This window comes from Pseudoalteromonas sp. BSi20495 (assembly GCF_000241185.1).
In the GTDB taxonomy this organism is placed as follows: Bacteria; Pseudomonadota; Gammaproteobacteria; order Enterobacterales; family Alteromonadaceae; genus Pseudoalteromonas; species Pseudoalteromonas fuliginea.
Genome location: NZ_BADY01000110.1, coordinates 1 through 14,909, shown reverse-complemented (window position 1 = coordinate 14,909; position 14,909 = coordinate 1). Strand labels below are relative to the sequence as shown.

Sequence of the window (14,909 nt, the reverse complement as noted above, 5' to 3'; positions counted from 1 at the left end):
TTGTAGTAAAACGTTTAATCGGTGTTTTGATTAAAAACTTACTAATTTTTTAGCCCCAATTTTGGGGCTTTTTATTTCCTCCCAAATACCCCCCTCAAACCTGCGCAGCAGGTAAATTGACTCCCAATAGATAGACACGCCCAGACGCATGTTGCGTTTATAAGCAAATATTTTATTCGTAATACTTGTACCAACAACCTATTTTACCCCTTGGTAATGCCTATAAAATAGAATTGGTCTTAACGCTGGTAATATTTAAGTGTTAAATTGGTTGATCAAGTGACTTCAGTTGAGTATATTAAATACAGGATTCACATTCTATCTACACAAGCATAACAAGCGACACATAACTAAACACACTACAACAACCAACGGAGAATTTTAATGTCGTTGAAGTCAGAAAATAATAATTCGATAGCGGGACCATTTGTACTAAGTCCAATAGCAAAATGGGTAAGAACAGCGGTAATTGCTGGTATGGCTGGTTCTTGTGCACTTACTGCGCAAGCTCAGGAAGCTGAAAAAAAGGTTACTGAAGTTGAACCTGATGTTGAAATCATTAGCGTTACAGGTACACGTAAAACAATACAAGATCAGATTGCTATTAAACGTGAGTCTACCACTGTAGTTGATGGCCTTTCATCAGAAGACATTGGTGATTTACCTGCACTGTCTATCGGTGAAGCGCTGGAATCAATTACAGGTGCTGCATCTCACCGTGAAAATGGTGGCGCAACAGAGATTACTATTCGTGGTCTTGGACCATTTTTAAGTGCCACTCATATCAATGGCCGTGAAGCAACCAATGGTGGTGGTGACCGCTCAGTTAACTTTTCACAGTTTCCATCAGAGCTCGTAAAAAAAGTAGCTATCTATAAAACGCAAGATGCATCAATGATTGAAGGTGGTGTTGCAGGTGTTATTGCTCTTGAAACCGTAACCCCTCTTGATTTTGGTAAGCAACGCGTATCAGGGGAAGTTAAATTAAACTATAACCCTGATGAAAGTAATGTAGAAAACTCATTACAAAGCGATTTAGGTTATCGTGGTACGTTTAGTTATGTAGACCAGTTTGAATTTGATAACGGCCAAGCCGTTGGTGTGTCTTTTGGTGTACAGCGTCAAGATATTAGTCAACCAGAAGCTGAATATAGAAGCTCAAGCCCGTCAGGCTCTTCATTATGGGCGTGTTTAAACGTTCCTAACAATACCAATGAAGGTTTTTATCGTAGCAGCGCAGGTGACTGTGAAGATCAAGTTAGTGGCGGTAGTAACCAAGGTTACGATACAGATATTGATTCTGAAACCGGCAAAGCAAAAAGTGATGGTACGCCTTATGCGTGGACTGGCAGTAGTCGCAGTTTTCGTCAAAATGAAACATCGGATGAGCGTGACGCAGTATTTTTTGCATTGCAATACCAGCCTTCAGATGCGTGGGATATTAATTTTGATACGCAAATTTCAGACAGGACACAAAAAGAAGCGCGCCACGATTTAATTTTTTTACAAAAACGCGCAACACCAGGTATTACTGGCCCCACACTTGTTACTAACGATGTAGGTGGTATTTTACATTGGGAAGGCGAGGAGCGCATTGAGTCAGCGGGTGAGCAATTTGAACGTGAAGAGAACTACCAAGGTTATGGTTTAAACATTGAACATAATGTAACTGACCGATTAACGGTTAATCTTGATTTAGCGTATTCAAAAACAGATCGTGAAGAACTACAAATTTCAAACCGCGGTAGAACATCGGATCGTAATTTCTTCTCTTGGGATTTGGGCGATGAAATTCCTCATTTCACATTAACGGATTTTGATGTTACAGATATTTCTAATTTTACTGACAGTTTAAGAACACGTTTAGATCGTGAGAATGTTCGCGAAAATGTAATAAAATCAGCGCGTTTGGATTTTGATTATGAATTAGATAGTGGTATGTTCACTAAAATTGAAGGGGGTATCAGAACATCTGAGCTTTCTTTCATACAATTCGGTGGCAGCCAAGGTAATGGTTCAAGAAACGAATACACAGTAGGTGACGATACAGCACTTGAGATTCTGCAAGGCTGTCAAATTGACTTCCCTGAATCAGACTTTTTATCAAGCGTGTCTGATGGCAACATTGTAACCAATGTTGATAGTGATGGTAACGTTATTGGTTCAGGTACAGGTGCTTCGTGGGCAACCTACGACAACGTCTGTTTTTCGCAAGCAGTTGCAGCAACTGATGCCGATTACAACGGTGTGTTCGCCTATCCTGACGTTGAATACCAAAATACTGGTACTGTCGATGTAACGGAAAAAACCACTTCAGCGTATTTAATGGCTAGTTACGATACAGAGATGTTTGGTAAATTTATACGTGGTAACTTTGGCCTTCGTGTAGTAGATACTGAAGTAACATCTGTTGGCTTCAGAACAGATTATTCTGTTGGTACGGATGCAGACACTGGATTTCTTGAATTGGTATCAGATTCTACAACACTTGATAAAATTCAAAGCGGCTCTAGTTATACCAAATATTTGCCTAGCTTTAACTTAGTTGTAGATTATAGCGAAGATATATTATTGCGTGCGGGTATTTACCGTGGTATGTCTCGCGCAGACCCGTCAGATTTGAGCTTTAACCGTGAATTTTCAACGAACAGTAACGATGATGGTGCAGCCACTTCACTTTCTGATTTAGTCGTAGGTGTAAACGGTTCTGGTAACCCTGCCACTCAGCCATTAATGTCATGGAACTATGATGCGGCGGTGGAATGGTATCCGAATGAAGATTCGATTGTAGCGTTTAGTCTATATTACAAACAGTTCCAAGGCGGTTTTGAAAAACAAACTATTTTAGAAGAGTTTATAATAGATGGCGAAAGTATATCTCTGCCTATTACTAACTCTGTTACATCAGACGATGACAGCGAAATAGTCGGTCTTGAAGCTTCGTTTTCTTACCGCTGGGATAATGGCTTAGGTGTAAAGTTTGGTTATAACTTCGCTGACACTGATTTTGAATTTGAAGATAGCTTATACGGTGATACATTCACTACTGACCTTGATGGTAATACAACACAATTAACGGAAGGTATTGTTGAGCCAGGTTCAGTTCCTGGTTTTTCTAAGCATGTATTTAGTAGTCAACTTTACTACCAAATTGGCGACTTCGATACTGCGGTTATTTACAAATACCGTAGTGAGTATTTCCAACCTTATACAAGTAATGGTACTCGTTTACGCTATGTTGACGCTGTAGGTGTGTGGGAAATGCGTGCATCGTATAAAATCAATGAGCACTTTAGAATCAAAGCTGAGGCAATTAACTTATTTAGTGCACCTAAATCACAAGACTTCTTTGTTGAAGATAATTTAGGTGAAGTGAATGATTATGGCCCACGTTTATTCTTAGGCATGAGCTTTAAACTTTAAACTATAAAGTTAAAAATAGAAAAGGCGGTTTACCGCCTTTTTTCTATTTTTATCATTCTAAAGCTAGGTGAGTTTGTGTATTAACTAAGCTGAACTCTGGTTAAGAGATTTATTATACCAATCTGCTTATATATGGGTCTATTTAACGTTAAAAAATTACGCTGAACTAGGCAAAATTTTTGTATTTTGTTCTAAATGAAAAACTTTTAACTACGTTATAGTGCAATTTAATTCGTTAACTTGCTCAAATATTTATGCAAGTTAGTATTATTCAGAGTTCAGGTTATTTAGTTAAGTGAGAAATTGAATAAAGCCCACGAGTTTCATCTGTTTTTCGTCTTACTTCTTCCAATGCTTTAGCTTCACTTGCTTCAAATAATGCATTGATCAATCTATTAAAGTGATTATGCATCGCCTTTCTTGCGGCGGATGGGTTTCGATCAGCTATTGCATCATAGATAGTGGTGTGTTCAGCCAAACGCTGATTTATATTTTGCGAACAAACACCTTGGTGAGCTAATAATATTTGTGGCTCTGAGCGTCGTAACTTCCAAAAGTTATTAATGGTAAGTGCTAGCGCTTTATTACGAGTTGCTTGTGCGATAATTTCATGGAAAAGTTGATCTGCTTCATCAGCTTTGTCAGAAAATTCCATGTCTATTAGTGTTTGCTTAAGTGCTTGTAGCTCACTATCTGAAATTTTAGAGGCTGCTAGAGCTGCAGCTTCCGATTCGACTAATGCGCGTGCCTGAGTTAGTTCAAATGCACTTATTGGGGGAGTTAAAGACGCTGTTTTTTTACTACTAGTAACAAATACACCCGATCCAGTTTTTACTTCAACGCGCTTTCTAACTTCCAGCGCAATAATAGCTTCACGAATAGTAGGGCGACTAACATCGTAAACTTCTGCCATTTCACGCTCTGCAGGCAAACGGCCACCTACTGGATAAATACCTTGATCAATTAAGGCTTCTAGTTTTTCTACAACCATCCAGAAACGTCTGCGCTTTTTAACATTTTGCATTACTTAATCTCTCAAAGTGGGGAGGTTTTGTTAACTTTAAACTCAAATTTTATGCTGCTTACAACGTAAAGAAACAAAGTTAAAGCTTGGCATAATTAATTTTTATTATAAATACGAAATTTTAGTAGTCAAAATAATAAGTATTAGTCTAACTGTAAGCCAAGGAATTATCTTATTTTTCTTTTAAAACAGAGCATAAGCTAATTTACGATTTTTTGTTATTGATAAAACTTTATTTTATGGCGTTTTGTCTTTAAATTCACATAAATCGTATAATCCGACAACAATCTTGCTTACAGGCAAGAGGGTGTATGGTAAGTACAATACTCATCAGTGTTGTATATAAGCTGGTTAATACTACACAGGCTACTTTGTAAACTTTAACAGCATTTTTACTCAAGGCGAAGTTAGCACGATAAAATGCGAAAATATGCATGTTTCAGTGATTACAGGCCAGTACATAGTCTCAAAATAGCAGTGGATAAACTCATTAACCCGACAGTTAAAACGACTAAAAAGAGTCATGAGTTGTCGGTAGTATCTAAACTTACTAGTTAAACTGAAATTTCCGTAACAACTTCAGTTTTTACAGAATTAGCTATAAAACATTGCTCATGGGATTGATGATGCATTTTCTCAAGTTGCTCCATTGTTGGTTTCTTATCGCCTGAAAACTGAACATGTGGTTTAAGTGTGACTTTAGTCATTGAAATTTTACCATCACTATCTTTTTCCATAATACCAACAGCCTCGTCTACATATGAGTCAACTACATACTTTTTTTTGGCGGCAATAGATAAAAAGAATAACATGTGGCAACTAGAAAGTGATGCAACAAAAGCCTCTTCGGGATCGACATTTTTTTTCAATTGAATAAGGTAATGGAACAACATGAGGGGAAGATGAAGCTAGTACGGTTTGACCGCCATCGAAAATCCATTTATGCCCACGGCTATATTTATTATCAATATAACTTTCATTATTTTCTCTTACCCAATTAATTTTGGCAAAATATTCTGACATATACACTCCATGTTGATGGACGTAGCCTAAGGGATAACTTAAATAGCCTCAACGTCTTGTGAATAAAAATTGTAAACATATTTATATAGGACTGAACTCTGAACGGAGTAAGCCGAAGCACTTGAGGTCATGAAATTTACTTTTCCAAAACCCACACTCACGTCGAAGTCCTTCTTCTTTAAATCCAAGCCGCAACAATAATGATTCAGATGCGATATTTTCAGGTATCGTATCAGCCTGAATTCGGTTTAACTTCCCACAAGCTAATATTCCAGAAAAACCAGCATCAACAATTGCGCGGACTGCTTCCACAGTATAGCCACATCGCCAAAATTGAGGGTGTAGCTCGTAACCAATTACAGCATTACGCATTTTACTGTTCCACGAATTAAACCCGCAAGTACCTATCAATTGTCCTGTTGGTTTTAATCGGATGGCCCATCTGATGCCTTGCTGTTCGTGGTATCTTTTATTAAAAAGGTTAATCAAATTAGCAGCTTGATTGTGTTCACGAAAAACATCTAAATCATAGTATTCGATTACAGATGGGTTAGAAAATAAATTGAACAACTCAGCTTCATCTTCAACACGAAGCTCTGTGAGTAATAGCCGATCAGTTTCAAGTGATGGAAATACCATCTAAATTCCTTTTATAATAAATTAATTGCACATGTATCTGTTGATGCTGCGCTCATGCTTTTAGTTTTCTTTAGTGTCAATGTCAGGCCAGTTTTGGCTGTGTTCACTCGCTGCGAGCTATAACAAGTTTGTGGTTTGTACCTACGCATAACCAACCCTGTATGGCTCAGATATTGATCATCCCCAATACGAACCCAGCCAGACTCCCATCTATACATTGAACCGTATACCAAAAGGCATCGATTATGTCGTTAATGACGGTCATAAACGCGAAGTCATAAACATTAATGATATTAAAGTGGAACAACTGTTAATTACGCGCTTGCATTAAATTATCGGTGTAATCGGGAATTATCACTCATACAATAACGCTTCATACAGCAGCAATGTCTTGCGACATTACTGCCCAGCGATAACGATAGTACTAAACGAATACCGTTACTTCTTAACCTTTCCCTTAAGTACATAAATTTCACCATCAAAACTGCCTTGAATTGTCAGCCCTTGGCTTGCCAATTCCTGCAAATATTCAATGTGATCTTCAGTAATATGCTGGCCCGGCACTAAAAGCGGAATACCTGGCGGGTATGGGGTAACTAAACCAGCGCAAATGCGGTTGTTACTTTTGCTAATAGGCACCGATTCGCGCTCGCCATAAAAAGCATCGCTTGGAATACACGCGAGATCGATGGCGGGTAAATTTTCTGGTAAGCGGGCTCTGCGCGTCGATTTCGACAGCTTCACTTTGCCCCCATCTAGCTTTTTCAATGCATTGTACAAACGAATTATTTTCGAACGTGTGCCGCCAAGCGTGAGTAAAACCAAGATAGTGCTGTGCGTGTATTTTTCTATTTCTAGACCAATTTCGTCCAGTAAATATTTATGAATATCTTTTAATGAATAAGGTAGCTCACTAATATCAATGAGTATTTTTAACGGATCGTGACCCATGTTATCACCGCTAAAGTGCGGAAATATATCCATAAAGTCTTGCTTACCGAGCACTTTAATGTGCTTGAGCGACGCCATCTGTTGTTTAAATTCGTCAACATGATTTAGCAACGCATTGAGCAACTTATAGCCTTCCATCTCTAATTGCTTTTGGCATACATCAAGAGACGCAATAAGCTGATATTTGGGCGATGTGCTGGCGTAGATACTGTAAATATCTCGAAAAAAATCAGCATCAAAATCGGGGTCGTTAATATGGATATAAGACGCCTGAGAAAATGCCGACACTACTTTGTGTGCGGAATGCGTAATGTAGTCAGCCCCAGCATGTATTGCAGAATAATAGCGAAAGCTAGGATGAAACAAAGAGTATGCAAACCATGCCTCGTCAATAAACACCTTAATACCATATTGATGAGCATAATCTACGACTTGCTTCAGGTCGCTAAGCAGGCCATCGTAAGTACAGCCGGTAAGCACCAGTAATTTAGCATCAGTATTGTTTTCAATTGCTAACTTTATGTCGGCCAACGACGGTGGCGCGAAAATCCCATATTTTGGATTTAAAATACTCGCCAAATAAATGGGGTAACTGGCAGATTGCAAAATGCCATAGTGGACTGATTTATGACAATTACGGTCAACAATTACTTTATCTCCCTTACGCAGGAGTGTTTGTAAAATAATTTTATTTGAGGTAGACGAACCGTTTGTAACAAAGTAGGTGTGCTTAACTTCAAATGTTGCCGCTGCTGATTCTTGAGCGCGACCAATAGTATTCGTGCTGTCTGACAATGAGCCTAGCGAATCTACCGACACCGACAGATCGCCAACAAATACATTGCGGCCATAAAACTGATAAAAATCTTTAATATAAGGAGAGTTTCTAAAGCTAGAGCCACCGCTATGACCCGGTGTGTGCCATGAATCGTTTGACTCGCCCACATAACGACGATACGCCGTCCAAAATGGCGTTTCCGAACGGTCGTCAAAATCGTTGATCATATAACCTAAAATTGCTTCAGGGTCAGAAATTACTTCATCTTTAAAGAAAAACGATTCAATTTCTTCTGACTCGTTAACGATTTCCAGCCCTTTGGTGTCGTCGCCAACAACATAAACCGGCAGCTCAAGACGAATAGCCTTTAACTCTTCAATAAAGCGGCTATACATACGCTCACCCACTTTATTGTGCATATCCCAGCTTAGTACTACGGCTTGAATATCACCATCTTCCGCTACATGTTCCAACGCGCGTTTAAGCTCAAGGCATTCAATAATATCGATATGGATATCATCACGCTCAAAATTAGGAATAGTCTTTGACAGATTCGTTGAAAGCCCTTGTAAAGTGGTTGGGTCTTGCTCAATTATCAAGATACGAAGTAGAGGTAGCATAGAGGTTTTCGCAATAAGATTTATAATGCTCAATAGCATAACCAAAGGAGTGAGACTTGTGAAATTAATACTTTGATAATGCCTTGTTATAATTTTTTTAATTCAGTAACAATATACTGTAAATCTGTATCAGTAGCCTCTTCGACAAGTCCATTACCCAACTCAGGGTTTAAGTTAAATCCAGTCGAGACATGTCTAGATTTGGTATTACTATTGACCAATATACAGCCGCTGCCTTGTCAGCAGTAACACCAGAATAATCTTTATTAAGGTAAAATTTAAAGAAAACTAGCAAATCAATGAATAGCACATCAAAAATACAGTTATGAGCAATTGCCTTGGTATATTGTGCTTTCGGTTTTAGTATTTTTCTCGCAAATTTAAAATCAGAACGAGGGCTCTCATATTTACCATGAAATTATAACGCCGCCATAAACGCCGTTATGCGTCCGATTTAATTGCCTTGTTATATTTTTTATACCATAATCCAATATATATTGGTATTAACTAAACAAAGGTTTAACTATGGCTAAAAATACAAGTGTTACTTTAGGTGATCATTTTGATCAATTTATAAGCCAGCAACTTCATTCAGGTCGTTACGGTTCAGCAAGCGAAGTGCTTAGAGCTGGTTTGCGAGCATTAGAAGATGAAGAAACTAAACGACTTAATTTGCGTAATATGCTAGTTCAAGGTGAACAAAGTGGCACCGTTGAATATAGCTATGATTCTTTAATTGCCGAGCTTGATAAAGAAAATAATTGATGAATAAATTCGCATTATCAGCTAAAGCAAAATCGGATTTAATAAAAATTGCAAAATACACCCAACTCACATGGGGTCAAGCACAACGAAATAGTTATTTAAAAATACTCGATAACTCATTTCAATTATTAGCAAATGATCCCAAAATAGGAATTAACTGCGATTATATTAGAGAAGGTTATAGTAAATACCCTCATGCTAACCATGTGATTTATTACAAAGGACACAAAGAAAACCAGATACTTATTGTCCGCATTTTACACAAAAGTATGGATGTGAACCGCGCTCTATGAGAAAAACATAACGAGTCTGTAGATTAACTCGTTTTTTATTTGTTTTTATTGATAAATAAACCATAGCTGAGTTCCTATTTTGGTTCTATCGATTATTGTGTTTTTCATTGAATATAAAAAGCTGGTTTAGTGTTATTTCAATTGGCGTTTTGGAAGAGATTACCGGTGTTTGAGTGGCTTTTATTTAGAGTAAAAAGGCTTCCCCTTCTCAGTGCGTCGTGTTTTGCAGCTTTTCTATATTCTGAACAAGACAATACAGTTGCTGCAGCGTCAAGTAAGGCATTCACTTTCATTTGACCTCGTAAGGTCAGTTTATTACCCCTTTATTCCCGTAATATACCGCTTTTTATTTAAAGGAAAGCCGGTTCAATACAGCCGAGTCGTTTGCCATTCTTTAATAAACAGCTATCGTCGTGCGATTGGGCTGTCTATTTTTACTTTCATCTAATCAACATAGCACAGCTTTTTAATGATTCATTATTTATAGTAATGCACACTTCATGCTGTTTTTGTCGGCTTTTTTCGCAATAATTAGGATGGGTGTCATCCTAATTAGGTGCTTATATAAAACCAAAATGTGTAATTACTATCTTCTGGCCGCTTTTAGTGAAAAGCACATAGCTTCCTCTTCTTAGGGAGTTCCATTGGCATTGCGTTTTAAAACAAACAACTTTTCATGAAAAGTGTTATTTGATAGTCTAGAAAAAGTACAATAAATCAAGGAAGTTTATGAACTACTTAAAAAAATTAGGGATTTTCATCCTGTTAACATGCCTCAGTTCTTTTTCATTTGCTGAAGATGTTATTCTTAATGAACACACCATTGAATCCAAAGCATTGGGTGAAGAACAAAAAATTACTGTCTATCTTCCAAATGATTATGATGAAAAGTCAGGCCACCAATATCCAGTTTTATATTTATTAGACGGAAAATACTATAAAAGGATGGTGCAAGGTGTTGTTACTTCGTACTACTCTAATGCGCTTATTCCCGATATTTTGGTTGTTGCCATCGAAAACGAAGATCGCATTCGAGACTATACGCCAAGCCCTCATGAAACCCATAAGGGAACAGGTGGGGGCGATGTTTTTCTAGATTATATTGAAAAAGAATTGATTCCCTTTATAGATACAACGTATCAAACCTCAGACTTTAGAATATTATATGGTCATTCCCTAGGCGGACTATTGTCACTTCATGCCTTGCATTCTCGGCCTGAGTTATTTACTGCACACTTTGCATTGAGCCCTTCGCTTCATTGGGGCAATAAAGAAAGGTTAAAAAACTGAAGAGTTATGTATCTTCCAAAAAGAAATTGAATCAGTTTGTTTATATGAATTTAGGTAATGAAGGGTTTAACTCAGGCACCGACCAATCTAAGTTAATGCGAAAAGCATTTTTAGAACTTCAGGCATTCCTACAGGAAACTACGCCTAGTGGTTTTAGGGTTAAGAGTGAGCTGTTACAGACTTTACCCCATGTAGCGACCAATATTACAGGGTTAACACATGCATTGAATGAGCTATATCGAAACTGGTCCCTTCCTTTTGCAGTAATGGAGCAGGGGCGAGAAGGTATAATTAAGCATTTTCAGAGTTTATCAGACGACCTCTACTATGAAATAAAGCCTCGCAAGGGGGCCGTCAATTTTGGGGGCGACTATATGACTCATGGCTTGTTTAAGCCAGATCAGGGGATGGATTTATTTAAATATAATGCCGAACTTTATCCTGATTCTGCTTGGGTTCAATTTAATCTTGCCAAAGCGTATAAAAATAGGGAACAAAATGAGTATGCTAAGCAACAGGCTGAGCTGGCGCTAAAATATATTGGCGATGATGAAGAGGACTTAAAAGCGTCGATTATAGAATTTTTACAAAGTTATGAAGGCGAAAAAATTAAGGAAGAAAAAGGCTAATAAAAATTAATAGTCAATCAAAGGATATAGCACGCAGGGCTTATTCGGGCGATTGACTATGCTTTAGATTAGGCTAGCGATAGGCTGGATTTGATAGAAAGTACAACTTCAAATCGGCTAAAAAAATAGTTCATTGGCGTTTTCGCTAATTATAAAATTAGACTAATCAACTTTATCTTTAAACTCACACAAGTCTTCAATAATACAGCTGCCACACTTTGGTTTACGTGCTACGCAGGTATAACGCCCGTGCAGTATTAGCCAATGATGTACGTCTACTTTAAATTCTGCAGGTACTACTTTTTCAAGCTTTTGTTCAACGGCTACAACATCTTTACCCATGGCAAGCTTAGTGCGGTTAGAAACACGAAATATATGCGTATCTACTGCTATTACAGGCCAACCAAAGGCGGTATTGAGTACAACATTAGCTGTTTTACGGCCAACGCCTGGTAGGGCTTCTAGGGCTTCACGATTTTCTGGCACGATGCTGTTATGTTCATCTACCAATATTTGGCACATTTTGTAAACGTTGGCCGCTTTTGAATTAAATAGGCCAATGGTTTTAATGTAATCACGCAGTGTATCGTGGCCAATATCTAAAATGGCTTGGGGTGTATTAGCAACAGGGAACAACTTTCGAGTGGCTTTATTAACGCCTACATCAGTTGCTTGTGCTGAAAGAGTTACTGCTACTAGTAACTCAAATGGGCTTGAATATTCAAGCTCTGTAACTGGATGTGGATTATCGTCGCGTAAGCGAGAGAGTATTTGGTGACGTTTTTCTTTATTCATGTAACTTAAAACGCATTAGCTTTTGCTAAGTTAATGCGCTTTCCCCTTAAGTTAAGCTAGTAACACGTGCTCGAGGGCCTTTTTCAGGTTCGGCAGGTGCGATTTGTTTTGATTTTATTTGTGCGTCTATTACGTTTTTAGCTGCAATAAGCAGCCCCAGGCCTAAAAAGGCACCAGGTGGCAAAATGGCGAGTAAAAATTGGTTATCAAAGCTAAATACTTCAATGCGTAAGCTTTGTGCCCACGGGCCTAATAATAAGTCGGCGCTGTCGAATAACGTACCTTGTCCAATGAGTTCGCGCATTGCGCCTAAAACGACCAGCACAATCATAAAGCCTAACCCCATCATTAACCCATCAAAGGCTGATAAGTGAATTGGGTTTTTAGACGCGTAGGCTTCAGCACGGCCAATAATGGCGCAGTTAGTAACAATCAGCGGGATAAAAATCCCTAAAGACTGATAAAGCACAAATGTATAAGCGTTCATGAGTAACTGCACTATGGTTACAAAGCCTGCAATGATCATAACAAACACCGGAATACGAATATCTTTTGGTACCCAGTTTCTTACTATTGATACACTAATATTAGAGCCGACTAAAACAAGCAGTGTTGCAAGCCCTAGACCCAGTGCATTTGTAATTGTAGAGGTAACAGCTAATAACGGGCAAAGACCTAAAAGCTGCACTAGGGCAGGGTTATTTACCCATACACCTTCTTTATATAAAGTTTTTAATTCGCTCATTTAGTTACCTCTGCACATTTGGCGTTAGGCGCGGCAAAAATAGCATCAAATTCACTCTGTGCGAACAGCACTGCGTTTTTTACTGAGCCAACCACTGCGCGAGGCGTAATGGTGGCTCCTGTGAACTGATCAAATTGTCCCCCGTCTTTTTTAACGGCCCAGCGAGCATCGTCTTCGCCTTGCACTGTTAAACTTTTAAATGTGGTGATCCAAGAGGATTTTTTAACTTCTACCTTATCACCTAAACCAGGGGTTTCTTCGTGTTTAGTGGTGCGCACGCCTGCAATAGTACCATCACTTAAAACGGCCGTTAGCAAGTTAATATCGCCACTGTAACCACTTGGTGTGACATGCCTTACAACAAGAGCAACGGGTTTGTTATTTTTGCGGGCGCGATAAATTATTTGATTAGCATAAGGGCCTAACCGTTCATCTGAAATAATAACGCAATCGGTTGAAAGCTCATTATCGTAAGTACTAGGGTCGAGTACTTGTTGTAATTGAGAGGTCAGGTGTAGCTGTTCTTGTTCGGCAATTTTATCGGCGGTTAATGCATTAATTGACGCAACGAGCCCCGTGGTTACAAGGGCAAATGCCGTTAAAATAGCGCCATTTTTAGCCATTGATGAAATAATCATTTTACTGCTCCATGGCCATAAGTACGTGGTTGCGTGTAGTAGTCAATCAATGGCACTGCAATGTTTAATAACAGTACAGCAAACGCAACGGCATCAGGATAACCACCAAAAGTACGAATTAAATACACTAGTAGGCCAATTAAAGCACCGTAAATTAAACGACCTTTATTAGTTGTGGCAGCTGATACCGGATCGGTAGCTATAAAAAATGCGCCCATCATAGTAGCACCACTTAATAAGTGAAATATTGTGCCAGGCTCAGTTCCTGGGGCGGCAATATAACCAATGGCGCTGCATATAGCTAAGCTTGCAATAAAGCTCACTGGAATATGCCAGTTAATTATTTTTTCTTTTAATAGGTATAAACCACCTGCTAAAAAGCCTAAATTAACCCACATCCAGCCAAGGCCTGCCCATTCATTAAATAATGTTTTTTGCATGCTTTCGGTAACCGTTAAACCATGACCAATATCTGTTTTAATGGTGTCTAAAGGCGTTGCCATAGTGATTCCGTCAATACTTGCGCGGACTTGATCTAAACTATAACCAATGGAGGTGAAGTCGGTAAATATTATACGTAGTTGTTCAGTAAACCCTATAACGTTGTTAGATAGTTCAGACACAGGTAACCACGAGGTCATTTGTACCGGAAATGAAACTAACAACAGCACATAGGCAGCCATTGCGGGGTTAAATAAGTTAAACCCTAAGCCGCCATATAATTGTTTAACGATAATAATAGAAAATAAACAACCAATAATAATTATCCACCACGGGGCTAAAGGCGGAATACTTAACGCTAATAACACAGCGGTTAGCCATGCACTGCCATCACTTAATGCAGGCCAAACCGGGCGCTTTCGCATCAGCATTATGGCAGCTTCAAAAACTGTTACTGCAGTTAATGCCAGTACTAACTGAATAAGCACGCCAGTGCCAAAAAATACAACTTGAGCAATGAGTCCAGGAATACACGCAGCTATAACGGTAAGCATTAATCGCGTTAACGATTTATGACTGTGGTTATGCGGCGAACTGGCCATGGTTAATTTCATGACTGATCATTTCCTTCTTTTTGTAACTTTTTGGCTTTTGCTCGGGCAATAGCGGCAGCAACAGCTGCTTTTTTCTTATCGTCGCTTGATTTAGGTACGTCAGCGTCAATAGAGCTAGATGAATTGTCGGTATTATCGGGTGCGTTTGGTGCTTCTGCATCTTGAAGTGCTTTAGCTGCTTTTTTAGCTTTGGCGCGTGCAATAGCAGCGGCAACGGCGGCTTTTTTGTCATCAACAGGAG

At 38.7% G+C, this 14,909-nt stretch carries 12 protein-coding genes and 2 pseudogenes; 5 read left to right on the top strand and 9 right to left on the bottom strand.

Annotated elements, in window-relative coordinates; genetic code table 11:
- The first annotated feature begins 384 nt into the window (after positions 1–384).
- Positions 385–3,423, top strand: a complete 3,039-nt coding sequence (locus P20495_RS06705) for a TonB-dependent receptor (RefSeq protein ID WP_008137415.1) — start codon at positions 385–387, stop codon at positions 3,421–3,423.
- 283 nt (positions 3,424–3,706) lie between these two features.
- Here P20495_RS06705 and P20495_RS06710 read toward each other — a convergent pair whose 3' ends face one another.
- The 4 genes and pseudogenes from P20495_RS06710 to P20495_RS06720 all read right to left on the bottom strand — a co-directional run bounded on the left by P20495_RS06710 (position 3,707) and on the right by P20495_RS06720 (position 8,458).
- Positions 3,707–4,447, bottom strand: a complete 741-nt coding sequence (locus P20495_RS06710; protein WP_008137413.1) for a FadR/GntR family transcriptional regulator — start codon at positions 4,445–4,447, stop codon at positions 3,707–3,709.
- Between the two features lie 554 nt (positions 4,448–5,001).
- Positions 5,002–5,470 (bottom strand): annotated as a pseudogene (locus tag P20495_RS20790) (OsmC family protein).
- An 81-nt stretch (positions 5,471–5,551) separates the two neighbouring features.
- Positions 5,552–6,109, bottom strand: a complete 558-nt coding sequence (locus tag P20495_RS06715) for a GNAT family N-acetyltransferase (protein WP_008137409.1) — start codon at positions 6,107–6,109, stop codon at positions 5,552–5,554.
- Between the two features lie 438 nt (positions 6,110–6,547).
- Positions 6,548–8,458: an aminotransferase class V-fold PLP-dependent enzyme gene (locus tag P20495_RS06720; RefSeq protein WP_033016109.1), complete on the bottom strand. Its 1,911-nt coding sequence runs from the start codon at positions 8,456–8,458 to the stop codon at positions 6,548–6,550.
- A 525-nt stretch (positions 8,459–8,983) separates the two neighbouring features.
- Between P20495_RS06720 and P20495_RS06725 the strand changes: the two genes are divergently transcribed.
- The 4 genes from P20495_RS06725 to P20495_RS06735 all read left to right on the top strand — a co-directional run bounded on the left by P20495_RS06725 (position 8,984) and on the right by P20495_RS06735 (position 11,435).
- Positions 8,984–9,223 carry a type II toxin-antitoxin system ParD family antitoxin gene (locus tag P20495_RS06725; RefSeq protein ID WP_008137405.1) on the top strand — a complete coding sequence of 80 codons (240 nt, stop codon included), beginning with the start codon at positions 8,984–8,986 and terminating at the stop codon, positions 9,221–9,223.
- Complete coding sequence (locus tag P20495_RS06730; RefSeq protein ID WP_008137403.1) at positions 9,223–9,516, top strand: type II toxin-antitoxin system RelE/ParE family toxin; 294 nt, start codon at positions 9,223–9,225, stop codon at positions 9,514–9,516. Before P20495_RS06725 ends, P20495_RS06730 begins: the two co-directional genes overlap by 1 nt.
- Positions 9,517–10,245: 729 nt before the next feature.
- Positions 10,246–10,806 (top strand): alpha/beta hydrolase, encoded by a 561-nt coding sequence (locus P20495_RS20785; protein WP_008137402.1) that lies wholly within the window; start codon positions 10,246–10,248, stop codon positions 10,804–10,806.
- 44 nt (positions 10,807–10,850) lie between these two features.
- Positions 10,851–11,435, top strand: coding sequence for a hypothetical protein (locus tag P20495_RS06735; RefSeq protein ID WP_008137399.1), 585 nt, complete (start codon positions 10,851–10,853; stop codon positions 11,433–11,435).
- Positions 11,436–11,597: 162 nt separating this feature from the next.
- Here P20495_RS06735 and nth read toward each other — a convergent pair whose 3' ends face one another.
- From nth to P20495_RS20780, 5 genes and pseudogenes are all read right to left on the bottom strand, one after another.
- The gene (nth, locus tag P20495_RS06740; RefSeq protein WP_008137398.1) at positions 11,598–12,230 is read right to left on the bottom strand and encodes an endonuclease III; all 633 of its coding nucleotides are present in this window, start codon (positions 12,228–12,230) and stop codon (positions 11,598–11,600) included.
- Positions 12,231–12,276: 46 nt separating this feature from the next.
- Positions 12,277–12,975 (bottom strand): electron transport complex subunit E, encoded by a 699-nt coding sequence (locus P20495_RS06745; protein WP_008137396.1) that lies wholly within the window; start codon positions 12,973–12,975, stop codon positions 12,277–12,279.
- Positions 12,972–13,613: an electron transport complex subunit RsxG gene (rsxG, locus tag P20495_RS06750; RefSeq protein WP_008137394.1), complete on the bottom strand. Its 642-nt coding sequence runs from the start codon at positions 13,611–13,613 to the stop codon at positions 12,972–12,974. The genes P20495_RS06745 and rsxG overlap by 4 nt, the downstream gene beginning before the upstream one ends.
- Entirely contained in the window at positions 13,610–14,668 is a 1,059-nt protein-coding gene (rsxD, locus tag P20495_RS06755) for an electron transport complex subunit RsxD (RefSeq protein WP_008137392.1), read from the bottom strand. Before rsxD ends, rsxG begins: the two co-directional genes overlap by 4 nt.
- Positions 14,665–14,909: pseudogene (locus tag P20495_RS20780) on the bottom strand (electron transport complex subunit RsxC); the annotation flags it as partial. The pseudogene P20495_RS20780 and the gene rsxD, both read right to left, overlap by 4 nt.